27 protein-coding genes are annotated in these 24,446 nt (G+C 42.2%); 20 read left to right on the plus strand and 7 right to left on the minus strand.

The features are described 5' to 3' along the window. The first annotated feature begins 19 nt into the window (after nucleotides 1-19). From leuS to GQS54_RS06595, 17 genes are all read left to right on the plus strand, one after another. Nucleotides 20-2,623, plus strand: a complete 2,604-nt coding sequence (leuS, locus tag GQS54_RS06515) for a leucine--tRNA ligase (RefSeq protein WP_166423206.1) — start codon at nucleotides 20-22, stop codon at nucleotides 2,621-2,623. Nucleotides 2,624-2,639: 16 nt separating this feature from the next. Next, a complete protein-coding gene (gene lptE, locus GQS54_RS06520; RefSeq protein ID WP_166423207.1) occupies nucleotides 2,640-3,161 on the plus strand; it encodes an LPS assembly lipoprotein LptE in 522 nt (173 codons plus the stop codon). Beyond that, entirely contained in the window at nucleotides 3,161-4,183 is a 1,023-nt protein-coding gene (holA, locus tag GQS54_RS06525) for a DNA polymerase III subunit delta (protein ID WP_166423208.1), read from the plus strand. The genes lptE and holA overlap by 1 nt, the downstream gene beginning before the upstream one ends. Continuing rightward, a complete protein-coding gene (gene nadD, locus GQS54_RS06530) occupies nucleotides 4,180-4,839 on the plus strand; it encodes a nicotinate-nucleotide adenylyltransferase (RefSeq protein WP_205967651.1) in 660 nt (219 codons plus the stop codon). The genes holA and nadD overlap by 4 nt, the downstream gene beginning before the upstream one ends. 49 nt (nucleotides 4,840-4,888) lie before the next feature. After that, the gene (gene rsfS, locus GQS54_RS06535; RefSeq protein ID WP_166423209.1) at nucleotides 4,889-5,206 is read left to right on the plus strand and encodes a ribosome silencing factor; all 318 of its coding nucleotides are present in this window, start codon (nucleotides 4,889-4,891) and stop codon (nucleotides 5,204-5,206) included. Nucleotides 5,207-5,252: 46 nt separating this feature from the next. Continuing rightward, on the plus strand, nucleotides 5,253-5,723 hold the full coding sequence (gene rlmH, locus GQS54_RS06540; RefSeq protein WP_166423210.1) for a 23S rRNA (pseudouridine(1915)-N(3))-methyltransferase RlmH: 471 nt from the start codon (nucleotides 5,253-5,255) through the stop codon (nucleotides 5,721-5,723). Between the two features lie 2 nt (nucleotides 5,724-5,725). Beyond that, a complete protein-coding gene (mrdA, locus tag GQS54_RS06545) occupies nucleotides 5,726-7,657 on the plus strand; it encodes a penicillin-binding protein 2 (RefSeq protein WP_166423211.1) in 1,932 nt (643 codons plus the stop codon). 15 nt (nucleotides 7,658-7,672) lie between these two features. Then, entirely contained in the window at nucleotides 7,673-8,797 is a 1,125-nt protein-coding gene (gene rodA, locus GQS54_RS06550; RefSeq protein WP_166423212.1) for a rod shape-determining protein RodA, read from the plus strand. 132 nt (nucleotides 8,798-8,929) lie between these two features. Continuing rightward, nucleotides 8,930-9,994 (plus strand): lytic murein transglycosylase B, encoded by a 1,065-nt coding sequence (mltB, locus tag GQS54_RS06555; RefSeq protein ID WP_166423327.1) that lies wholly within the window; start codon nucleotides 8,930-8,932, stop codon nucleotides 9,992-9,994. Beyond that, nucleotides 9,987-10,949, plus strand: coding sequence for a septal ring lytic transglycosylase RlpA family protein (locus GQS54_RS06560; protein WP_166423213.1), 963 nt, complete (start codon nucleotides 9,987-9,989; stop codon nucleotides 10,947-10,949). The genes mltB and GQS54_RS06560 overlap by 8 nt, the downstream gene beginning before the upstream one ends. A 181-nt stretch (nucleotides 10,950-11,130) precedes the next feature. Beyond that, entirely contained in the window at nucleotides 11,131-12,303 is a 1,173-nt protein-coding gene (locus GQS54_RS06565; RefSeq protein WP_166423214.1) for a serine hydrolase, read from the plus strand. Nucleotides 12,304-12,320: 17 nt separating this feature from the next. Further along, nucleotides 12,321-12,587 (plus strand): DUF493 family protein YbeD, encoded by a 267-nt coding sequence (gene ybeD, locus GQS54_RS06570; protein ID WP_346766558.1) that lies wholly within the window; start codon nucleotides 12,321-12,323, stop codon nucleotides 12,585-12,587. Between the two features lie 37 nt (nucleotides 12,588-12,624). Then, nucleotides 12,625-13,278, plus strand: coding sequence for a lipoyl(octanoyl) transferase LipB (gene lipB, locus GQS54_RS06575; protein WP_166423216.1), 654 nt, complete (start codon nucleotides 12,625-12,627; stop codon nucleotides 13,276-13,278). Continuing rightward, nucleotides 13,271-14,233, plus strand: coding sequence for a lipoyl synthase (gene lipA / locus GQS54_RS06580; protein ID WP_166423217.1), 963 nt, complete (start codon nucleotides 13,271-13,273; stop codon nucleotides 14,231-14,233). Before lipB ends, lipA begins: the two co-directional genes overlap by 8 nt. 111 nt (nucleotides 14,234-14,344) lie before the next feature. Beyond that, the gene (locus GQS54_RS06585) at nucleotides 14,345-15,259 is read left to right on the plus strand and encodes a peptidylprolyl isomerase (protein ID WP_166423218.1); all 915 of its coding nucleotides are present in this window, start codon (nucleotides 14,345-14,347) and stop codon (nucleotides 15,257-15,259) included. A 100-nt stretch (nucleotides 15,260-15,359) separates the two neighbouring features. Continuing rightward, entirely contained in the window at nucleotides 15,360-15,644 is a 285-nt protein-coding gene (locus tag GQS54_RS06590; RefSeq protein ID WP_166423219.1) for a hypothetical protein, read from the plus strand. 58 nt (nucleotides 15,645-15,702) lie between these two features. Continuing rightward, complete coding sequence (locus GQS54_RS06595) at nucleotides 15,703-16,326, plus strand: cupin domain-containing protein (RefSeq protein WP_166423328.1); 624 nt, start codon at nucleotides 15,703-15,705, stop codon at nucleotides 16,324-16,326. Between the two features lie 38 nt (nucleotides 16,327-16,364). Here the strand turns inward: GQS54_RS06595 and GQS54_RS06600 are convergent, their stop codons facing one another. The 4 genes from GQS54_RS06600 to GQS54_RS06615 form a co-directional block, all read right to left on the minus strand. After that, nucleotides 16,365-16,700 carry a hypothetical protein gene (locus GQS54_RS06600; RefSeq protein WP_346766554.1) on the minus strand — a complete coding sequence of 112 codons (336 nt, stop codon included), beginning with the start codon at nucleotides 16,698-16,700 and terminating at the stop codon, nucleotides 16,365-16,367. 75 nt (nucleotides 16,701-16,775) lie between these two features. After that, on the minus strand, nucleotides 16,776-17,831 hold the full coding sequence (locus tag GQS54_RS06605) for a GGDEF domain-containing protein (protein ID WP_166423220.1): 1,056 nt from the start codon (nucleotides 17,829-17,831) through the stop codon (nucleotides 16,776-16,778). Between the two features lie 31 nt (nucleotides 17,832-17,862). Next, nucleotides 17,863-18,210: a Fis family transcriptional regulator gene (locus tag GQS54_RS06610; protein ID WP_166423221.1), complete on the minus strand. Its 348-nt coding sequence runs from the start codon at nucleotides 18,208-18,210 to the stop codon at nucleotides 17,863-17,865. 28 nt (nucleotides 18,211-18,238) lie between these two features. After that, complete coding sequence (locus GQS54_RS06615) at nucleotides 18,239-18,520, minus strand: pyrimidine/purine nucleoside phosphorylase (protein ID WP_166423222.1); 282 nt, start codon at nucleotides 18,518-18,520, stop codon at nucleotides 18,239-18,241. Nucleotides 18,521-18,666: 146 nt separating this feature from the next. Here GQS54_RS06615 and GQS54_RS06620 point away from each other — a divergent pair, with 146 nt between their 5' ends. The 3 genes from GQS54_RS06620 (at nucleotide 18,667) to ansA (ending at nucleotide 21,446) form a co-directional block, all read left to right on the plus strand. Then, nucleotides 18,667-19,404: a dienelactone hydrolase family protein gene (locus GQS54_RS06620; RefSeq protein WP_166423223.1), complete on the plus strand. Its 738-nt coding sequence runs from the start codon at nucleotides 18,667-18,669 to the stop codon at nucleotides 19,402-19,404. A gap of 111 nt (nucleotides 19,405-19,515) precedes the next feature. Next, complete coding sequence (locus GQS54_RS06625) at nucleotides 19,516-20,352, plus strand: hypothetical protein (protein ID WP_205967652.1); 837 nt, start codon at nucleotides 19,516-19,518, stop codon at nucleotides 20,350-20,352. 86 nt (nucleotides 20,353-20,438) lie between these two features. Beyond that, nucleotides 20,439-21,446 carry an asparaginase gene (gene ansA, locus GQS54_RS06630; RefSeq protein ID WP_166423224.1) on the plus strand — a complete coding sequence of 336 codons (1,008 nt, stop codon included), beginning with the start codon at nucleotides 20,439-20,441 and terminating at the stop codon, nucleotides 21,444-21,446. Nucleotides 21,447-21,615: 169 nt separating this feature from the next. Here ansA and GQS54_RS06635 read toward each other — a convergent pair whose 3' ends face one another. The 3 genes from GQS54_RS06635 to aroC form a co-directional block, all read right to left on the minus strand. Beyond that, a complete protein-coding gene (locus tag GQS54_RS06635; RefSeq protein ID WP_006994582.1) occupies nucleotides 21,616-21,822 on the minus strand; it encodes a cold-shock protein in 207 nt (68 codons plus the stop codon). 321 nt (nucleotides 21,823-22,143) lie between these two features. Next, nucleotides 22,144-23,319: an MFS transporter gene (locus GQS54_RS06640; protein ID WP_166423225.1), complete on the minus strand. Its 1,176-nt coding sequence runs from the start codon at nucleotides 23,317-23,319 to the stop codon at nucleotides 22,144-22,146. 8 nt (nucleotides 23,320-23,327) lie between these two features. Beyond that, a complete protein-coding gene (gene aroC, locus GQS54_RS06645) occupies nucleotides 23,328-24,428 on the minus strand; it encodes a chorismate synthase (protein ID WP_166423226.1) in 1,101 nt (366 codons plus the stop codon). Nucleotides 24,429-24,446 lie beyond the last annotated feature (18 nt).

Below are 24,446 nucleotides of genomic sequence, written 5' to 3' on the forward strand. Positions count from 1 at the left end.
TTCGCGGAAACTCTTTTTAATGGCCGAAAAAATTTACGAACCTCAGAAAATCGAACAAGAGGTACAAGCGCTTTGGGAAACCAATCAAACTTTTAAAGCAACAGAGCAAGAAGATAAAGAGAAATTCTACTGCTTGTCTATGTTCCCTTATCCAAGTGGGCGCTTGCACATGGGTCATGTGCGTAATTATACCATTGGCGATGTAGTCAGCCGCTTTCAACGTATGAATGGCAAAAACGTATTGCAACCTATGGGTTGGGATGCCTTTGGCCTTCCGGCTGAAAATGCCGCACTGAATAATAATACGGCCCCAGCGAAATGGACTTATCAGAACATCGATTATATGAAAAACCAGCTTAAATTATTAGGCTTCGGTTATGACTGGGATCGTGAAGTTGCCACCTGTAAAAAAGATTACTACCGTTGGGAACAGTGGTTCTTTACGCGTTTGTACGAAAAAGGTTTGGTTTACAAGAAAAACTCGACCGTTAACTGGGATCCAGTTGACCAAACTGTTTTGGCAAATGAACAAGTTATTGATGGTCGCGGTTGGCGCTCAGGCGCTCTAGTTGAACAAAAAGAAATTCCTCAGTGGTTTATTAAAATCACAGATTATGCAGAAGAATTACTGTCAGATTTAGAACAATTAGATGAATGGCCAGAACAAGTGCGCGCCATGCAGAAAAATTGGATTGGCCGCTCTGAAGGGGTCGATATTAGCTTTAAATTAAGTGAAGAAGCCGCTGACATCAACAGTTTCGATGTGTACACCACCCGCCCTGATACTCTTTACGGTGTGACATATGTAGCAGTAGCAGCGCAGCATCCCTTGGCATTGCATGCAGCGCAAAGCCGCCCTGATTTAGCTGAGTTTATTGAATCATGCAAGAACACCAAGGTCGCAGAAGCTGAACTTGCCACCATGGAGAAAAAAGGCTGTGACACAGGCTTATTTGCCATTCATCCATTAACAGGTGACAAAGTGCCTGTGTGGGTCGCTAATTTCGTACTGATGAGTTATGGCTCAGGGGCAGTCATGTCTGTACCTGGGCACGATCAACGCGACTGGGAATTTGCACAAAAATACAGCTTGCCTATCAAGCAGGTAGTAAAACCAGCGCCTGAAGACAACCAAGACTGTGATTTGGCTGTCGCTGCCTACATTGAGAAAGGGCTGTTGGTTAATTCTGGCGACTTTGACGGTTTGGCCTTTCAAGAGGCATTTGATGCCATTGCCGCTAAGTTAGAATCTCAAGGTTCTGGAAACAAAAAAATTAACTACCGTTTACGTGACTGGGGTGTATCCCGTCAACGTTATTGGGGTTCTCCTATCCCCATGCTTAACTTAGAGAATGGCGAGTCTGTTCCGGTACCCAGTGACCAATTACCCGTAGTGCTGCCTGAAGACGTAAAAATGAACGGCGTTATTTCACCGATTAAAGCCGATCCAGAATGGGCAAAAACTGAATATAACGGCCAGCCCGCTCTTCGTGAAACGGATACCTTTGATACATTTATGGAATCATCTTGGTATTATGCTCGCTACTGTAGTGCACAAAATCAAGACGCTATGCTTGACCCTAAACAAGCCAATTATTGGTTACCAGTGGATCAATATGTAGGCGGTATCGAGCACGCAATCTTGCATTTGTTATATTCACGCTTTTTCCACAAATTACTCCGTGATGAGGGCCTTGTTAGCTCCGATGAGCCATATAAGCGTTTGTTGTGCCAGGGTATGGTTCTCGCGGATTCATTCTTTAGAGAAGATGAAAACGGTAAAAAAGAATGGTTTTCACCTGCCGATGTTGACACTGTAAAAGATGAAAAAGGCCGCATAACAAGTGCCTGTTTAAAAGCTGATAACAAGCCAGTGGAACACGGCGGTATGACTAAAATGTCGAAGTCTAAAAACAACGGCATAGATCCCCAGCATGTTATCGATCTATACGGCGCTGATACGATCCGCGTGTTTACTATGTTTGCTGCGCCTCCAGAGCAAACACTAGAGTGGGTTGACTCAGGCGTTGAAGGTGCGAACCGTTTTATTAAGCGTTTGTGGAAATTATCACAAGATATTATCGATCTTGGTGACATACCCGCCGTTGATAAAAAAGCGCTAAACAGCGAACAGAAAAACCTACGCCGAGCGATTCACCGAACTATCGCAAAAGTGACTGATGACGTAGGCCGTCGTCAAACCTTTAACACCGCTGTAGCCGCGATCATGGAACTGTTAAACAGTTTACAAAAGGCACCACAAAGTGCCCCCCAAGACCGAGCTGTATTACGTGAAGGGATTGAGTCGATGGTATTATTGCTAAACCCAATTGCACCGCATATGTGCCACGTGTTGTGGCATGATTTAGGGCATAACAATGATATTGAAACCGCGCCTTGGCCAATCGTTGATGAAACAGCGCTCGTCGAAGATGAAAAACTTATTGTCGTTCAGGTTAATGGTAAGGTACGGTCTAAGATCACAGTGCCTGCTGATGCAACCCAAGAGCAAGTACAAGCCCTTGGTTTAGCACAAGAAAATGTCCAACAATTTGTCGAAGATAAAACAATACGTAAAGTTATTTATATTGCGGGTAAACTGCTAAATATCGTCGCTAACTAACGAGTAAAAATACGCAATGCGAAACCTAATCACCTGTTTATTATGTAGTTTCATCCTCAGTGGATGCGGTTTTTCATTGCGTGGCAATTACGAACTACCAGAGAGCATTACACATTTGAGGTTAGCGTCTTCAGAGGCTCACTCAGCACTAGAACGCGCACTTCGTAAAGAACTTAAACCGTATAGTATTGAGATCATTGAGCAAAGTGTACAAGAACAACCCAATGCGCTTAATGTATTTTTGCTCAGTGATACACTCGACAGACGTTTACTATCCTTATTTGCCACAGGGCAAGTTGCTGAATACGAATTAATTTATACCGTTCGCTACGAGTTACAGTTTCCGCAAAGCGATGCGCAACTTGTAGAGTTTGATATTAAACGCGAATATCAAGATGATCCTGATGCGGTTTTAGCAAAATCTCGAGAGCTAGAGCTCGTATTATCTGAAATGCGCAAACAAGCAGCCAATCGGATTATTCATCAAATATCGATTTCTCAACGTTCGTTAGCAAACACGCCGCCCCGTCGTTCTTAATGCAAGTTTATCCTAATCGCTTCGCGGCCTCTTTGAATAAGGGTCTCCAGCCTTTTTATCTCATATTTGGCGACGAGCCCCAGCAAAAATTGACCGCCATTAATCAAGTGCGGGAAATAGCCTTGCAAAACGGCTTTGACGAACGTCAAACGTTAGTTGCTGACGCACAATTTGATTGGCAGAAACTGCTTGAGGCGACGCAAACCTTATCTTTATTTTCATCTCGACAATACATAGAGCTAGAATTGCCTACGGGTAAACCAGGCACACAAGGAAGTAAAATACTGTCAGAACTTAGCGCGAAAAGTAATCCAGACATTTTATTGGTTATTTATGGCGCAAAAATAGGCAAAGACGTACAAAATAGTAAATGGTTTAAGAGTCTTGATAAACAAGGCGTATATGTTCCCTGTTACCCATTAGAAGGCAATGCCTTACAACAATGGTTAATGGAACAAATGCGCACCCAAGGCTTACATGCGTCATCTGACGTCACCCAATTACTAGGTGAATACTGCGAAGGTAACTTATTGGCAGCCAGTCAGGAAATTGAAAAACTGTGTTTACTTTATCCCAATGGAAATCCCACATTGGAACAGGTGGAACAAGCTGTTGTTGATCAATCCCGATATAACGTATTCCAGTTGATAGACGTATTGCTTGCTGGTGACAGTCAAAAGTCTGTCAAAATGCTATATCGCTTAGAAAGCGAAGGAATTGAACCCAATATCGTCATGTGGGCATTAACCCGCGAATGGCAAGTGCTAAGAGCACTCCAAGCGAGTAAGCAACTCGGTCAACCAATTAATTGGAATCAACACCGAATATGGAAAAATCGACAAGGTTTGTATTTATCAGCCTTACAGCGCCTGACCCCTTTACATATGCAGCAACTACAGCAAAAACTAAACGTCATGGATAATGCGTTGAAGCAGTCGCAAGTTTTGCGTCCATACGTAGAACTATGTCATTTATGCTTGTTATTTATTCCCATGCCTTTAAAAGATTTTGCTTTAAATTGAATAATTTACGCCCCGCATTAGGCATATTTGGTGGTACATTTGATCCCATCCACTATGGTCACATAAAGCCTGTGATAGATGCCGCTCAGCAAGCATGTGTGCAATCCGTAGCAATGTTGCCATGCCATATTCCGGTACATAAAAATCATGTTCCCAGTGCAACTGAACATCGCTTAGCGATGCTCAAACTCGCCATAGAAGAATACCCTCAACTTTATATCGATGAACGTGAAATTCATAACTCAGCACCTTCGTTTACCATACATACGTTGCGCGCTCTGCGCGCTGAATATCCCAAGCATCCGTTATGTTTTTTTATTGGTATGGATTCGCTTCATTCACTGACGAAATGGCACGAGTGGCAGGCGTTATTCGATTACTGCCATTTTGTTGTCAGTTGCCGACCAGATACACAAACGTCTATATCGAGCGACTTACAACAATTATTAAATGCGCGACAGGTGGAGACCAATAACGCGTTGCACAATGCGCTATGCGGTAAAATTTATTTAGCCGATACCCCTGAAATGGCAATTTCCTCGAGCGACATTCGCCAACGTATTCAACGGGGCTTGTCGACCGAAAACATGTTGCCCCCAAAGGTGCGATCTTACATACAAACACATAAGTTATATCAGCCACGTACCACTTTCTGATAAACTCGACATTAATTCATTTAAGATAAAGTTAATAAAAGGAATCCCTTTGGATCACGAACAGTTAAAAGCCTTTGTAGTAGAAAAAATTGAAGACCTAAAAGCTCGCGATATCATAGATTTAGACGTATCAGAGAAATCAACTGTCACTGAAACCATGCTGATATGTTCAGGTAACTCAAAACGTCATGTGGTATCAATTGCCGAAAACGTTGTAGTTGAAGCTAAGCAAGCAGGCAATCCACCTTTGAGTATTGAAGGTCGTGAAGTCGGTGATTGGGTATTAGTTGATTTAGGTGACGTAGTGCTACATGTAATGCAAGACGAAGCTAGAGATTTTTACCAATTAGAGAAACTTTGGGGCTAATAAGACCTCAAACCGATAGCTTCTAGATTGCAAAGTAGATAACGCCATGCGAATTCAACTAATAGCCGTGGGCAGTAAAATGCCAGGTTGGGTCGAACAAGGTTACCAACAATACGTTAAACGCTTTCCTGCTGATATGCCCCTTAGTCTAACAGAAATACCTGCTGGCAAACGTGGCAAAAATGCGGATATAAAACGCATTTTACACAAAGAAGGTGAACTAACCATGGCGGCTATCCCCAAGGGTAACCGCATAGTAACCCTTGAGGTGACAGGCAAACCTTGGGATACCCCCATGCTTGCCAGCAATATGGAAAAATGGCAAATGGATGGCCGGGATGTAAGCTTACTGATCGGTGGACCTGAAGGATTAGCGCCTGAATGCATTGCTGCGTCAGAACAAAAATGGTCATTGTCACCATTAACTTTACCTCACCCTCTAGTACGGATTATCGTGGCTGAAAGCCTCTACCGAGCTTGGTCAGTGAATACCAACCACCCCTACCACAGAGAATAGCAATGGCCCGCCCACGCGTGACGATAAAAGATCATACTGCTGAAGCAAATCTGTTTGCCAGGCGCACTGTGATTGCCATGCTCGCAATATTCATGATGATTGCCATGGTTTTAAGCAATCTTTATTATTTACAAATCACCCGATTCGCAGACTATCAGACTCGCTCGAATGACAATCGAATTAAAATTCTTCCGGTCGCGCCAAACCGAGGATTAATATATGACCGAAATGGTATTTTATTAGCAGAAAATCGTCCGGTATTTAATCTTGAAGTCATCCCTGAAAAAGTCAAAAACCTCGAAAAAACCCTAGGCCTGTTAAGTATACTATTAGATATCGATGAAGATGAAGTCACTGATTTTTATCGTGAAATCAAACGGAACAGGCGTTTTAAACCCGTTTCACTGCGCAAGCGATTAACACCAGAAGAAGTGGCTCTTTTTTCTGCCAACCAGCACAAATTTCCTGGCGTAAGCGTAGAGGCTCGCCTTACGCGTTATTACCCTTACGGTAAAACTCTTACGCATGTGTTGGGTTATGTTTCAAAAATTAATAAAAAAGACTTACAAAAACTTAGTGAAGCGGGTCTTGAAGCAAATTACGCCGCAACTCACGACATTGGTAAATTAGGCGTAGAAAAATATCACGAGGATATTTTACATGGGCAAGTCGGGTATCAAGAAGTTGAAGTCAATAACCAAGGGCGAATTATTCGTACCTTAAATTTCAATCCGCCTGTACCTGGGCAAGATATCGTACTTAATATCGATTTGAAATTACAGCAACAAGCCCAAAAAATTATGGATGGCGATAAAGGCACTATTGTCATGCTCGACTCTCAAAATGGCGGTGTCCTCGCGATGTACAGTAGCCCTAGTTACGATCCTAATTTATTTGTTCACGGGATCAGTAGTAAAAACTACAACGCGTTATTAAACTCAAAAGCGCGCCCCCTCATTAACAGAGCCACTCAAGGTCAATATCCTCCCGCGTCTACAGTCAAACCACATTTAGCCTTAGTCGGTTTAGAAGAACATGTTGTGACGCCCGAAACGCGAATATTTGATAACGGTAAATACCGCTTAAAAAACGTAGAGCATGTCTGGCGTGACTGGAAAACATGGGGTCATGGGTGGGTCGATGTAACTTCAGCAATTGAGCAGTCCTGTGATATTTATTTCTATGACTTAGCCTATCGATTAGGCATAGATAAAATAAGTGACCATATGTTTGAATTTGGTTTTGGCGACTATACCGGAATCGATTTACACGAAGAGTCAGATGCAAATATGCCTAGCCGAGGATGGAAACGAGCTCGCTTTAACCAACCCTGGTATATAGGCGATACGATCCCAGTAGGAATTGGCCAGAGTTACTGGACTGCAACGCCGATTCAACTGGCTCAGTCCATTACGACCCTAGTCAATCATGGTCGGCGATTTATTCCACAAATTATACGCGGCAGATATGTCGGCGACGAAATAGTGCTAGATGGCAGTAAAGAAAGACGTCCTCTAGATGTGAAAGACATAAAAAACTGGGACTTAGTACTCGACGCTATGTATGGTGTAGTCAATCGTAAAAATGGTACGGCGCGTAAAGCGTTTGTAGACACGCCTTACGTATCTGCCGGTAAATCAGGTACTGCGCAATTGGTCGCTATCGCCCAAGATGCCAAATATGATGCTGATAGTCTTGCCGCAAACTTACGAGATAATGCAATGTATGTGGCGTTTGCTCCCTATGAAAAACCAGAGATTAGCATCGCAGTAGTACTAGAGAATGCCGGTGGAGGGAGTTCACAAGCTGCGCCAATAGCTAAGCAAATGATGGACGAATACTTTGCTGATCGGGATTTTGGCCCACGTCCTGACGTAAAAGAGCGAGAAATATCCAAAGATGTTGCAAAAAACGCCCCTTCCCACAACCACTAATATCTGGCTGTCATTATGAATATGATGTTACGTACAAAGCTTGATCCCAATAAGCGCTCTATTCTGAACCGGATACATTGTGATGGCCCCTTGCTATTAGGGTTATTAGTATTAATGGCGGTGGGATTAATAACTATTTACTCTGCTGGCGGGCAAGATTGGCAATTAATTGACCGTCAACTTATTCGCCTAGGACTAGCGCTTGCAGTTATGTTAGTCGTAGCCCAAATTCCTCCTTTAGCCTATCAAAAACTCTCTATTTACTTGTACCTTCTCGGCGTTGCTATGTTGGTCGCGGTTATCGTCTTTGGTCATGTAGGTAAAGGCGCGCAGCGCTGGCTTGATTTAGGCATACTGCGCTTTCAGCCGTCTGAAATCATGAAATTAGCCGTACCTATGATGGTAGCGTGGTATATCAGCCGATTTAACTTACCACCTAAATTACGACATATTTTAGTGGGCTTTATTCTCGTAGGCATCCCTACCTTATTAATCGCTCAGCAACCCGATTTAGGTACGTCTTTATTGATTGCGAGCTCAGGTATATTTGCTCTTTTTCTGGCCGGTATGAGTTGGAAATTTATTGGTGCAATAGCCCTTAGCGTATCAGTTTTTAGTCCAATAATGTGGAACTTTTTGATGAAAGATTATCAAAAGCAACGGGTACTGACGTTTCTCAATCCTGAAAGTGATCCCTTGGGGTCTGGCTATCATATTATTCAATCACAAATAGCCATCGGTTCAGGTGGTGCTGACGGTAAAGGTTGGCTGCAAGGAACTCAATCACAGTTAGAATTTCTACCTGAACGTCATACAGATTTCATTTTTGCCGTATTCAGTGAAGAGTTTGGTTTTTGGGGGGTAGTAGGATTACTGGCTATTTACACATTTATCGTTATTCGCGGCATGATCATCGCCAATCGCGCCCAAGATGCATTTAGTAAGATTTTGGCGGGCAGTATAACCCTGACTTTTTTCGTATACGTTTTTGTTAATATGGGTATGGTATCTGGCATATTGCCAGTGGTAGGCGTGCCGTTACCTCTTGTCAGTTATGGCGGCACCTCAATGGTAACGCTATTAGCAGGTTTTGGCATATTAATGGCTATTGCCACACAAAAACGATTACTGTCCCGTTAACATATTAGTCTTAACTTGCTATTCTTTTCGGCGGAATCTTTATACGTTACTTACTATTTTTACGGTGGGGTCATTTTGATACAATTGTCTTTTCAAATTAAGGCACAACTCGCAAAATCATTGCGCCAAATAATGCGCAACAGGAGCAAAGTTATATTCGCTCTTTGCATTAGCGCAATCTCTCCATTGGGTGCGGCAGAGTCCGTAAATACGGCTGAAGAAGCCTTTATAAAAATGATGGTTAATGACCATCAATTTGACGCCAAAAAGCTAAAGCAACAAATGATTTCTGCGGTAAAAGAGCAGAATGTGATAGATGCCATAAAACGTCCATGGGAAGCAAAGCCTTGGCACCAGTATTATCCTATTTTTTTAACCGATAAACGTTTAGAAAAAGGTCTTAAATTTTACCAGGCACACCGTGATACCCTAGCTAGGGCAGAAAAAAAATACGGCGTACCTGCTGAAATGATTGTGGCTATTCTCGGCATTGAGTCTTTTTACGGTACCTATACTGGTAATTATTCTGCGTTTAATGCCTTATATACCCTCGGCTTTCATTACCCACCCCGGAAATCATTCTTCAGAAAAGAATTTGCCCAACTTTTGTTGCTCGCTCGAGATGAAAAATTTGAGCCTTCTCAATTAAAGAGTTCCTACGCTGGTGCGTTAGGTTGGGGACAATTTATTCCATCTAGTTACCGCCATTATGCGGTAGATTTTGATGATGATGGCGTACGCGACTTACTCAATAATCCAGTCGATGCCATTGGCAGTATTGCTAATTACTTTAAACGAAATGGCTGGAAAGCGGGTGAACCAGTAGCATTTCCAGTTGATGCCACACGTGAACAAGCTAAACCTTGGCTTAAAAATTCGCTCAAATATCGAGATACGTTTCAACAATTGACAGACGCTGGCATTCAACTAAATGTGCAAACTGCGCAGACGTATGCTATCGAAAACGCACAAAGCCAATGGATAAAAATTCCTGGTGTAAGCGAAAGCAAACTATTCGATTTTGCCCAACCTAAAGGAGTTGATTATTGGCTTGGCTTGAAAAATTTTTACGTCATCACTCGATACAATCACAGCAAATTATACGCGATGGTAGCGTTCCAATTTAGCCGTCAGTTGGCTCAAGGAATATCAGTTATTGATGATAAAACAGCTCAAATGGATATCAACGATGTGTAAATTAATTCTTTTGATTTTATCTGTTTTCATTATTACCGCGTGTTCGCAAACACCTAATAACAGTAGCCGATATAAACAAAGTAAAGACTCTGCTCCTAGCGCGATTAAAGAAGGCATAACGTTTGATGATGCCGAGCCAGAATTCGAACCTTATGCTTTAGCGAACCTGCGCAGTTATACTGTATTGGGTAAGCACTATACTCCCTTGAAAACGGGTAAAGGTTACTCAGCCACAGGTGGTGCATCTTGGTACGGGCAAAAATTTCACGGCCATCTAACCTCAAACGGTGAAACCTACGACATGTATGCTATGTCTGCAGCTCACAAAACCCTACCATTACCTTCTTATGTGCGAGTAACAAACTTAAAAAATGGTCGAGAGACTATCGTAAGGGTGAACGATCGAGGGCCTTTTCACGATAATCGTATTATCGATTTATCTTATGCCGCCGCGATGAAGCTCGGCATGCTAAGCACAGGTACCACACAAGTTAAAATTGACGTCATCCATATTGACGAGGCTGGTATGCAAACTGTAGGAAATGGACTGCCTGTTGCACCTACGCCTTTGAAAATGGACGCACCAGCAAATGCAACTGTCCAAGTTGCACAAGTGCCTAAAATACCAGCCATGGCACCAGCTGATATTCCATTAGCGAACTCGCCAAATACGCAGACCGTAGCTCCATCAATCAAAACAACCACGGCTACCACCATAACAACGCAAGATAGTGTCTTTATACAAATAGCCGCTTTGACGAATAATCAGCGTATTAAAAAAATTGGCACTGCATTGGCTAGTTTGTATCAAGTGCCTTACGTGGCACCTTTAGAAGAAGGATTGTATAGATTACGCTTAGGGCCATTTGACTCTGATCATAAAGCCAGCGGAATATTGAATCAGCTACGTAATACCGGTTATAACGACGCATATAAGTATTACCCAATAAAATAATGAGAAATTAAACTTTCTGCTAATACGCTTGTCAAATTGACGGTTTTTAGAATTTGCTTTTATGTAACAATTTTTGTTGCTGGCGCAGTAAAGCTGTTGGAAAACTGATATATTAGCCGTCGGTTTAGACACGACACATCATTTCTACATTCTTAACAAATAAACACTTTACGGTAGGTACATGCGAAACACCAAGACACTAATTTTAGCGGTATTTAGCTGCTTATCCCTTTCCTTTTTCTCTCATACAGCTAGTGCTGCGGTAATTATACCCGATGCACCAACCGTTTCAGCTAAAGGCTTTATTTTAATTGATTATCAAACAGGCAAAGTGATAGCGGAACAAAACGCCGACATTCAAATTCCACCTGCTAGTTTGACAAAAATGATGACCAGTTATGTTATCGGTAAAGAGATTGCCAATGGCAATCTAAAAGATACTGACATGGTGACAATATCTGAAAATGCTTGGGCTAAAAACTTCCCTGATTCATCTAAGATGTTTATCGAGGTAGGCACCCAAATTTCTGTGGGTGATTTGAACCGCGGCATTATAGTGCAATCTGGTAATGATGCCTGCGTTGCTATGGCAGAACACATCGCCGGTAGTGAAGATGCCTTCGCCAGCATGATGAACTTACATGCTGAAAAATTGGGTATGACCTCAACACATTTTGTTAACAGTCACGGTCTACAAGACGGCGATCATTACACCTCTCCACGCGATATGGCGATTTTGGCCCGCGCACTGATTACCGATGTGCCTAAAGAATATAAGGTTTACAGTCAGAAAGAATTCACCTACAACAATATTAAGCAGTACAATCGTAATGGTTTGTTGTGGGATAAAAGCTTGAATGTTGACGGTATTAAGACAGGTCATACCTCTGATGCGGGATACAGTTTGGTGTCTTCTGCAACACAAGGTGACATGCGCTTGATCGCAGTAGTCATGGGGGCAGATAGCGAACGAGCACGTAAAGTAGAAAATAAAAAGCTGCTTAAATATGGCTTTAGATTTTATGAAACAATCACCCCTTATAAAGCGGGCGAGAGCTTCGTTTCACACCGTATATTTATGGGCGATAAAGAAACAGTCGATCTTGGTATCTCGCAAGATACCCCCATTACTATTCCTCGCGGCCAAAGTAAAAATTTAGAAGCTAATTTCGAATTAGATAAAAAACTTGAAGCACCACTTGCCAAAGGCGAAGTAGTGGGGAAATTGTTTTTGCAATTGGACGGTGAAGACGTAGCCGAATATCCTTTGGTTACATTACAAGAAGTAAAAGAAGGTGGCATGATTGACCGCCTTGTTGACTTCGTAAAACTGCAGCTTGGTTTTGATAGCTAAGGAACACTGAAAAAGACATTATGGATACTCAATTTGATAAACTACTCGATTTTCCCTGCCACCAAACGTTCAAAATATTGGGCGTCGCAGATGAATCTTTACCCGATCACGTAGTTAACTGTTTACAAAATCACGCTCCTGGCGATTACTTGCCACGTGTTAAAGCAAGCTCAAAAGGCAACTATCATTCGTTGTCTATCAGTGTGCGCGTAACCAGCAAAGACCATATGGAAACCATTTACACGGAGTTATCCAAACTGGAATTAGTGCGCATGGTGCTTTAAGCACCATGCTTTTTCTGAAACAGGACACCCTAAAGGTTTGAACAACACAGCTCCCTTTATTCTTCGCCAACTTGGCCGCCAAGCATATTTGCCAATTTGGCAAGCGATGCAAGAATTTACTGATACACGTGACGCTCAAAGTCCAGACGAGATTTGGTTAGTTGAGCATGATCCGGTATTCACCCAAGGCCAAGCCGGTAAAGAAGAGCATTTACTCGCTCCAGGTGACATTCCAGTGGTTAAGGTAGACCGCGGGGGACAAGTGACTTATCACGGTCCTGGCCAGCAAATGATGTATGTGTTACTTAATTTAAAACGCCACTCTTTAGGTGTGCGCACATTAGTCACTGCGCTAGAAAGCTGTATAGTTGAAACACTTAAAGATTATGCTATTGATGCCTACCCTCGCGCTGATGCGCCGGGTGTGTATGTTGATAGCAAAAAAGTCTGCTCGATCGGACTACGTATTCGCAGAGGATGCTCATTTCACGGTTTGGCACTCAACGTAAATATGGATTTAACGCCATTTCAGCGTATCAATCCTTGTGGTTATGCTGGTCTAGAAATGGTAGATTGCACTCAATTAGGTGGCCCTAACAGCTTAGCTGTTGCTGGCCCCGCTATCGCCGAAAAATTATGTTCATTGCTTGGTATTGCAAGCGTCGAAAACAAAGAAGGTTTTGATGAGTAACGCACGTCCACAAGCCGGAGTGAAACTCCGGGATGATGAAAAAGTAAAACATATTCCGATCACTATCATGCCGACTGAAAAGGCAGAGATGTTACGCAAGCCTGAGTGGATCAAAATCAGGCTGCCGCGTACAACAGATCGCATAGATCATATCAAAAAGACCTTGCGCAAAAATAATTTGCACTCAGTCTGCGAAGAAGCCAGTTGCCCTAACTTAGCAGAATGTTTTAATCACGGTACTGCAACCTTTATGATACTGGGTGACATATGTACGCGCCGTTGTCCGTTTTGCGATGTCGCGCATGGTAAACCATTACCACCAAGTGCTGAAGAGCCAATTAAACTGGCGAAAACCATTGCTGAAATGGGGCTAAAATACGTCGTTATCACATCAGTCGACCGAGATGACTTACGTGACGGTGGTGCGCAACACTTTGTTGATTGTATCAATGCTATCCGTGAGCATAGTCCTAGCACGAAAATTGAAGTGTTGGTGCCTGATTTTCGCGGTCGTATGGACACCGCATTAGAAATTTTAAAGAATGGCGTGCCAGATGTGTTCAACCATAATTTAGAAACCATTCCACGCTTATACCGCGAGTGCCGCCCCGGGGCTAACTATCAATGGTCTCTTGATCTTCTAAAGAAATTTAAAGAACAGCATCCTGATATTCCAACCAAGTCTGGTTTGATGATGGGTATGGGCGAGAACAAAGAAGAAATTGCTTTAGTACTTAAAGACCTACGTGCTCACAATGTAGAAATGCTTACCTTGGGTCAGTATTTACAGCCAAGCAAGCATCACTTTCCATTAAAACGCTATGTTCATCCAACAGAGTTTGATGAACTCGGTGTAATTGCTAAAGAAATTGGCTTCACTCATGCAGCATGTGGGCCTATGGTACGTTCGAGTTACCATGCAGACAAACAAGCCGCCGGTGTTGAAGTTAAATAAAGCTAAGCAACTTATGTTATAGCTTCGTCAAAACAAGACTCGCCAATTGGCGAGTTTTTTGTTTCTATAGTCGCAGTCATACCACTCACTCAAATAATAATAATGCTTACAATGAGTACTAATATTCGATTTATCGCTTTTCTAAGTGTGTTCATTTGTACATCTGCCTTTACGACTCAGGCAGAAGAGACTCTTGAGCCAAATGTCATATCAAACAACACACACCACTCTCAAGAAGAATGGCGCGATCCTGACAGCGACAACTTAATCTATATGCAGCTCGACACTGGTCTGGTGATTATGGAGCTCGCCCCTTTTATGTCGCCTATCAATGTTGCACAGTTTAAAAACCTAGTTATCGATAAGTTTTATGACGGGCTCGATTTTTATCGTGTTATCGACGGATTTGTTGCCCAAGGCGGCGATGTGAATGAACGTAAACAACATAAATATAGCAAACAGCTCCCCGCAGAAACAAGTCGCTCAGTAAGTGAAAATGCATCTCCAGAAGAATTTATGTTAGTGCAATCACCTGATTTTATGGCACCGCAAACAGGTTTTTTACACGGTTTTGCAGCAGGTCGCGATCCGCGAACCAATCAAGAATGGCTTGTGCATTGTCTCGGCGTCGTTGCTATGGGTCGAAACAACGGCCTCGATACGGCTAGCACAGAGTTTTATATTACTATCGGCCAGGCGCCGCGTCACCTTGATAGAAATATGAGCGTGCTCGGCAAAGTCATTTACGGCATGGAGCATGTGCAACGCATTAAAAGAGCATCCGTTAACATCCCTAGTGGTGTTATTGAAGATCCAACTAAGCGTACAGGTATAGTATGGGCTAAACTAGCCAAGGATATCCCCTCGCAAGATCGTATTCATGTACAAGTTCAAAATGAATACTCAGATGCTGTGGCCTCTCGCTTAAGCGGTGGTCGAACACTCGGTAATGAATTTTTTCATTTTAAAGGTAACGGTAATCTAGACGTGTGTTACTACAATTTAAAGACGCGAATAATAAAGTGATTAACCCAGCGACTGACAAGGTTATATTGAATATAATAAGCGCTGAGCAAATCGTAACATTTTAACCAACAGTTTATTGACTGAGAAACGAGTAAATAAAATGAATTTAGACAAAGCACATAAGCGCATTGATAAGCGTGTCAAGCGCGGCTTTCACGGTTATCCAATGATAAGTATCTGCTATTTTGGCCCCAGTGCTGAGCTAGCGACTAAGGTTGAAGTAGGTTTTATAGAACAAGAAGCGGCAGAGCCAATGGTTGAAAGTTTCAATAGCACCAGTGATATCCGTAAAGATGAAACGGTGCAAACCACGATTATAAAAATCATCGACCGAGTGGATGCAAAAACCGTAACTCTAGATGAAGCAGTCAACCCACTTTCCTGATCCAGTAAACTTTTTAAGTGAATTAATTAAACGCTAACAAAAGAGTAAAATGAACGACATGCAGAATCATACTTCCTTTAAAATATGGCCTAAATTCAAGATTTACAATCCACTAATGGCATTGGGGTTGATAACGAGCGTAGCGTTTACCTCAACAGATATTGAAGCCAACCAGGAAGTTCCTGCACTCACAAAAGAGCAAGTTATTTCACAACTCAATTTATCTCATCATTTTGAGGGTGGTTATTTTCGCCAAACGTTCAAAGCCCAGCATAGGGACAAAGTCGCCACATCTCGCGGTGATAGAACAACCATGACAGCCATCTTTTACATGTTGACTGATGATAATAACGTTGATCATTTTCACACCAAATATTCTGACGGCATTGAGTTTTATCATATGGGTTCCCCCATTACATATCACATGATTTACCCTGATGGGCGCTATGAAAAAGTGGTGGTTGGTCCCGATATTCAAAATGGTCAGCAACTTCAGCTCGCGGTTCCAGGTGGTACCTACAAAGCTGCTGAATTGACAACTGGAACTTATGGTCTGGTCAGTGAGGCTGTCGCACCTGGATGGGAAGCAGAGGACATGATTGACGTTAGTCGAGATGAACTACTTATACAGTTTCCTCAGCACAAAGATATCATTGAGCGGTTAGCGAATAAAAAACCTTAATGATTGTGGGTATTGTAGTGTATTGCGATAAAGCATGACTAATCGCAGTCCACTATTGAAAAGGTCAATTGACAATCAATATGCTTAAGTAATCTATTCACTATACTTGGTGTCACCACAACACTATCTTGATATGGTAAATTAGCACTGACGAAAATATCACATTCGTCTATAGCGATTTGCTGACGCACAAAAAATATATTCAATGCATCCAAACGCTGCTCTTTTAAGTCCACACTACCTTCGTATCGGCCTGCTACCGCTAATTCACGATAAGATGCTCCTTCTACTTCCCTAGAAAGCGTAAATGCCTGCATTTTATCTAAATTTAAAAAGCGAAAACGTACATTTGGTATAATATTATTTTGCTTCACAGGTTCTTCCTGAATTAATTTTCAAGGCATAAAAATTACGTGTGTTGGTATTAATCACTTCGGATATTAATATCGTTATAAGGCGGCTAACACTCTATTTCTGCCGTCTCGCTTAGCTTTGTAAAGTGCAGTATCTGCTCGGTCTAACAAAGACTCTGCGTTATCATCCAACTGACGTTGTGCTACTCCCACACTGATCGTTAAGTGCTTACCGGAAATAGTCTTATTCGCAATATTGGCGCGTAAACGTTGAGCCAGTGCCATTGCCGTAGTCAGTGAAGCATTAACGCAAACAACCACAAACTCCTCTCCGCCCCAGCGAGCAACAATATCTTCATCTCGCATTGACTGCTGTAATTCAATAGCTAAGGAAGTGAGTACCCTATCCCCTTCTAGATGACCGTATTGATCATTGATGCGCTTAAAGTGATCAATGTCCAGAATCATCACGCTTAACCCATTAGTATCCGATTTTATCTGTATTAATTGAGCGAGTACGTAATCCAATTTTTCTCTGTTATAGAGGCCGGTTAACTTATCAGTTTCCGCCATTCTAAGAATATCTGCGTTACGAAAAGCCAACTGTCGGTAAGCCGACGATCGAGTATGCTCATAGAAGCGAAATAACAATATATGAGCGGCACTCACTTCGATAACGTTCAACAAAGCTGCGAATCCGTAGGTTCCCGTTTGCGGTGACAAATATTGCCGATAACCCAGAAAGATGCAAACTGAAAAAGCAAAGAAGCTAACCCAGCTCCCCCACTTTTTGCCAAGAAGAAAAAATGCAACAGGGGGGATAATAGTTGCCCAAAACAAAGAATGTCTATATCCACCTGCAGACATAACGAATAGCAGTACAATTGACGTAATTAAAATCGTCACAGCCCATGCGGCCCAATCTACTTTTTCAGTTTTACGAAAGCAAACGTAAATACCTAATGATATTAATAATCCCGCTCCATCGAGCATTGCAAATGTATAATTACTGAACGCCACTAAATTCGTCATGGTGAGGATGAAAAAATAGCAGCTAACAATCAATAACGCATGAATAATTAGCCGTACTCGCCAGTAATCTGGATGATCAGACGGATATTGCGGAAATTCTTTATACCAAAATTTAAACATTGGATTATATCTGCTCTACGTGTAATGAACGTTAGTGAGTCTTTATACGCAGTTGCCAGTTGCCATTATTTTGTGCTTCACAAGCCTGCTCAGTGTCAAAACGTACGTGATGCCTTGCATCCTTTAACTTAATTCCCACTTTCAATAATTGAGTTTGGATCTGACGTCGTAAATAGATATCTTGCTCTTCTACATTGGCTTGTTCAAGAGACGCTTGCGTATCAAACACGCAAATTACCGTTAAGCTAGCCGGAAACCGATCATAACTGGCTGTATGGGTAATCCATTGAAAGCCTGATACTTTTCGTTTAGCAAGCTCACAGACATTAGTCAGAGCTTTAATCACATTGTTATCTAGCTTCTTAACGGTTTTTTGCATGCTAAATACTCACCTATCACAACATAGGTTAAATATAATCACAAAGATAGGCAGTGTTAACAGATACTTGGGCTTTAAACTTCACGTTTGCATCAACGGTAAATACTTGGCCAGCCGTAAAGGTTTTCCAATCACTGGCGCCAGGTAACAAAACGGTCATAGTACCACTCACAACACTCATCGTTTCATGTTGTGAAGTAGCAAACTCATACTCACCAGGCGCCATTACACCTAACGTAGAGTTACCTACGGCTGTATCGAATGCGATAGACTTTACGTTACCCTCAAAATATTCATTTACGTTAAACATCGTTTTACTCCTGTTAGTTTATTTTGGCGGCGCTAATGTATCAGCTTTAATAGGATCCTGCACAGTCGTAACCATCTTTTTCTTCAAAGATAGACCCGCTTCCTTTACTCTTACCTTCATCCATTCTCTAACGATTTCAGTGAGCCATGATCATTCAATCCCAGCAAAAAATTATTTCAACCCCCAGTGGCGATATGCAAACTTCCATCTATCGCCCTCTGGACGAAGGCTCTTATCCTAGTATTATTTTTTACTCAGAAATATTTCAAGAAACCGCGCCCATTACTCGCAGCGCAAAATTACTCGCTGGTCATGGTTTTGTTGTGTTGGTACCAGAAGTGTTTCATGAGTTAAATCCGATGGGAACGGTACTTGCTTATGACGATGTAGGAAAAGATAAAGGTAATGCTGATAAATTCGCAAAAAAGTTAGAGCAACACGACGGCGATACTCAAAGCCTGATAAATTTTATGGAAAAACAGACCTACTGCAACGGTAAGATCGGCAGCATGGGAGTCTGCATTGGCGGCCATCTGGCATTTAGAGCTGCATTAAACCCAAGAATTGACGGTGCATTTTGTTTGTATCCAACAGACATTCACTCCAACACACTGCCCTGCGATCACGGCAACGACTCGTTAAGCCAATGTCCTAAAATAAAGGCTGAACTATGCATGATCTTCGGTAAACAAGACCCACACGTATCTCGTGAGGGAAGAGACCTGATACGCACTACCATGCAAGACAATGATCTGAATTACACTTGGCATGAGCTAAACGCCCAACATGCATTTATGCGCGATGAAGGAGACAGATACGATCCCGCTATAGCGCTCAATTGCTATCATATGGCGATACAGATGTTTAGTCGTTGCCTTAGCTGAATTTACATGAATCTAAAGCCAATGTGGTTAGCCCTGCTTTCGAATGACACGCAAAGCGCTTCACATAAAAGCGTTTCGCGTTATTCCTATGGCTGCTTATCTGTGCTTTTCATGTTTTTAAATATAAATTTGGGTGCTGAGCCAGTTTATCCAGACAGCCAAGAATTATGGGTACAACAAGTAGAAGATAGAATAAAAAAAATTAATTCCGGCGAATTCGACCAATTTGAAATACATGGCTTTAAGCGGTTTAGTCCTGCTGATAAAGACAAATTGAAACAGTGGGTGAAAGTAGGCGTTAACGCAACGCGGGATACTTTGGGCGTGTATCCGAGCCGATTGATTTTCCATTTGGTGCCAAAGAAGTCCAATCAACCTGTGCCTTGGGCTTACACACGCAGAGACAACCCACAGCGCATCTACTTACATGTCGATAGTCGGTTTCAGCTAGAAAAATTCATTAACGATTGGACTATTTATCATGAGATCAGCCACTTAGCTATACCTTATCTTGGGGGAAATTACGCTTGGCTTGCCGAAGGGTTTGCCAGCTTCATGCAATACCAAGTAATGGAAAATGCAGGTGTGCTAAATGGCACGATTGATGAAAATTACCAAAAGAAAATTGCGCCACATCTAAAGTGGTTTAAAAGCGACTTGCCCCCCGCATCTATCGCTAGGCGTTTGATGAGTCAAAAGCAATACCCATCTGCTTATTGGGGTAGCGCGTATTTTTTCGTTGTTGCCAATAATATATTAACCAGCGAACATCAGACCTCACTGACTAAGCTTATCCGCCAGTATCAGCTTTGTTGTAATGCACCACATGGTGATGTTGCTCAATTGATGAGTGATCTAGATATATTATTAGGGGAGCCTGTATTTTCTAAGCTACTGGCGCGCTTTGAAACGCAAGCAGCTCGGACGATTTATCCAAGTGAATTTTAGCCACAAACAGCGAATACATTGTTAGCAGATATTATCGCTCTACTTGCGTTACAATTCCGCTGATTAAGATAATAAGAGTATTCGCTTTGAAGAAACAAATTTACGTCGCCTATACTGGCGGTACCATAGGGATGCGTCCTTCCTCAAAAGGTTATGTCCCCGCAGCTGGATTCTTATCAGAAACCATAGCGAATATGCCAGAATTTCATCGCCATGAAATGCCTGACTTTACCATTAACGAATATGAGAGTTTGATAGACTCTGCTGATATGAGCCCCAGAGATTGGCAGCAGATCGCCGACGATATTCAACGGAATTATCAAGATTACGATGGGTTTATTATTCTTCATGGCACTGACACTATGGCCTATACCGCCTCGGTATTGTCTTTTATGTTAGAAAACCTAGGTAAACCGGTGATCGTCACAGGTTCACAAATTCCGTTAGCTCAGTTGCGCTCTGACGGCCAAGAAAATCTATTAAATGCATTGTATCTAGCCGCTAACTATCCAATCCCTGAAGTTGGTTTGTATTTTAATAATAAATTGTTCCGCGGCAATCGCAGCCGTAAGTTAGACGCCGATGGTTTTGATGCTTTTGGTTCCCCTAACTTTCCCATGTTGCTAAAGGCCGGTATTAATATCGAAGTAAAAGCAGGTAATGTTACCCCCATCAGTCAGCAGCCACTTGTGGTAAGCAACGTAACCCCCCAGCCGGTAGGCGTAGTTAGTTTGTACCCAGGGATAAGTGCGGAGGTAATACGCAATATTCTTCAGCAGCCCGTTAAAGCCCTTATTTTACTCAGTTACGGAGTAGGAAATGCGCCGCAAAACGCAGCATTAATAAACGAGCTGAAAAAGGCGAATGATAACGGTATTTTGATAGTAAATTGCACTCAGTGCTTGAGAGGTAAGGTCAACATGTCTGGTTATGCTAACGGCAACGTCTTGCAAGATGTTGGCGTATTGTCAGGCGGCGATATGACGCCCGAAGCCGCTTTAGCAAAACTACATTATTTGTTAAGTAAAGATTTAAGCACCGCTGAAATGAAATGCAAATTAGTCAGTAATATTAAGGGCGAGCTAACAATTTAGCATCCGTTGAGTTAGCTTTTTTATCAAAATTGCGCTTTACCTCAAGGCTCAATAACAACAGCAAAGTAAACAATGCCTGACATTTATCATGCTAAATGTCAGGCATAAAAAAAGGCAAACTATAAGTTTGCCTTTTTTTGGAATTCGTATTCAATCAAGCAAGCTTGAATTAAAGTACTACGATATTCTCTGCTTGAGGACCTTTTTGGCCTTGAGTTACAGTGAACTCAACTTTTTGGCCTTCAGCTAGAGTTTTGAAGCCAGTACCAGTAATTGCACGGAAGTGAGCAAATACGTCAGGACCATTTTCTTGCTGAATGAAACCAAAACCTTTAGATTCGTTGAACCATTTAACTGTACCAGTAGTAGTAGACATAGTCTTTTCCTATATTTTCAAGAGTAATTAAAAACCTTTTTCAAGGCGAGGTTTGCTGAAGCGTGTTGCTATTACTTATGATATACAAGACGAGGTACTACAATGGAACATCGAAACAGTGTGCATAAATATCAAACGTACTTTCAAGCGCAATTAGGATACCATTGTTCACACCTACGTCAACATTTTTTATCACTTCTACTGGTCTAACAAGACCTTCTTTATCAATATCAAATCAAATACATACAAAATAAACCGCATGTAAAAAAAATGTTAAAATCACCACCATATTCCATAATTTCAGCAGGTGAAATAGCGTAATTATTTGGACATAAGACGACTTGGAATACACGCCACCAACACAGCGCCTAATAAGGCAAACCCAGTGGCCAAAGTAAAAGCCAATTCCGCCCCCTGCCCCTGTTGCCATATTAAACCTGCCGCATAATTACCAGCCGCACCACCAATGCCAAATCCAATACTCGTGTACAGTGCTTGTCCCTGACTTCGAAATTGCCCTCCGAAGAAATGATGGATGAAATTAATTGATGCAGCGTGAATTAAACCGAAACTAAAGGCATGTAATAGTTGGCTAATAACTAACGTCGGCCAATACTGTGCTGCTATAGCTAATAAATACCAACGTAAAGCAGTAAGCAGCGTACTAATCAAGAGTGTCCATTTAATACCAAAGCGGTTAATTAACCTCCCTGCCAATAAAAAAATTACGACTTCAGCTGCCACGCCCAACGCAATTAAGGCCCCTGTTTCTTGACCACTATAATTGAGGTCTCGGGCGTACAGAGCAAAAAAGCTATAATATGGCCCGAAGCTTATTTGTATGCATATGGATGATAAAATAAAGCCAATGAAAACTTTACTGCGTACCTTTTGCCAGATGGAGTGTTCTGATGTTTGTTTATTTTCTGAGGTTGATGCTTCTTTTAATCCCAAGGTAATTAAAAATAAACTCAGTAATACCACGCCACTAATGTAAATCGGCGCTTCGCTAGAGAACACATCGATGAGTTTGCCAGCTAATACGGTGAGTACAATAAAGCCAACACTCCCCCACAGACGCACATGGCTATATTTAGTTGCATCTCCACGCACGCTGCTTAGCGTGATGACCTCAGTTTGGGGTGCTATGGCGGTAAAAAAAAGCATCATCAGACCAAATGCGAGGGTCAGTCCCCAGAAACTATTTAGCCAAAAAATTGAGCAAAAAGTAGCGAAGGTTAAAAAAGAGCCAAACTGCAGTATCCGCAGAGATTTTCCCGTTCTATCTGCAAAGGACGCAAATAAATTAGGCCCAATAATACGCATCAAGGTGATCAGCGCGAACAGTTCGCCTATTTCTTCGGAGCTAAAACCGCGACCATCAAGAAAAACCCCTAAATAGGGCACCAGAACGCCGAGTTGGCCAAAATATAAAAAGAAGGTCAAAGACAGCATCACCAAATTACCTCTGGAAAATGCTGCCTGAGTAGATACCACCAAAAAGCCTATTTAGCTTGGGCGGGAATAACAGGCGTCATAGATTGCACGTCAGCATTTTGACCACGATGACGCAGATAATGATCCATCAATACCAACGCCATCATCGCTTCAGCGATTGGCACAGCTCTAATACCAACGCATGGGTCATGTCGACCTTTAGTGATAACCTCGGCGCTTTGACCATGAATATCAATACTTTCTCCGGGCACGCTAATACTCGATGTGGGCTTAAGAGCCATATGTACGACTAGATCTTGTCCACTTGAAATCCCCCCCAATACACCACCTGAACGGTTTGATTTAAAACCATCGCTGGACATCAAATCACGATGTTCACTTCCTTTTTGCTCTACGGTTGCAAAACCATCCCCAACCTCAACGCCTTTAACTGCGTTTATCCCCATCATCGCATGGGCTAAATCTGCATCTAAACGATCGAATATAGGTTCGCCTAATCCTACCGGCATATTCGTTGCGACTACTGAAACTTTCGCCCCAATAGAATCTCCCTGTTTGCGCAATTCACGCATGTATTCATCCAATGCGTCTAATTTACTCTCATCTGGGCAGAAAAATGGATTAGAGTTGGTAATGCTGTGGTCCACTTTATCGATTTTAATCGGCCCAAGTTGCGACAAATAACCACGTACTTCAATACCTAAATGTGTTTTCAAATACTTTTTTGCCACTCCACCCGCGGCAACACGAATTGCCGTTTCACGGGCTGAAGAACGACCACCACCTCGATAATCTCGCAGTCCGTATTTTTGCTGATAGGTATAATCAGCGTGGCCTGGACGAAAAGTATCTTTTATTTTTGAGTAATCGTTACTGCGCTGGTCGGTATTTTTGATCAGTAAACCAATACTGGTACCCGTTGTTTTACCCTCAAACACTCCAGATAAAATTTGTACTTCGTCTTCTTCACGACGCGCAGTGGTGTAGCGCGATGTTCCAGGCTTACGTCGGTCTAAATCTATCTGCAGATCCGCTTCGCTAATTTCTAAACCAGGAGGACAACCGTCGATCACGCCGCCGATTGCAATACCATGACTTTCGCCGAAGGTACTTAAGGTAAAAAGCTTGCCAAAGGTGTTGCCAGCCATAGTGTGTTCCTTGTATTC

It is taken from the genome of Paraglaciecola sp. 20A4, assembly GCF_011378905.1.
Taxonomy (GTDB): domain Bacteria; phylum Pseudomonadota; class Gammaproteobacteria; order Enterobacterales; family Alteromonadaceae; genus Paraglaciecola.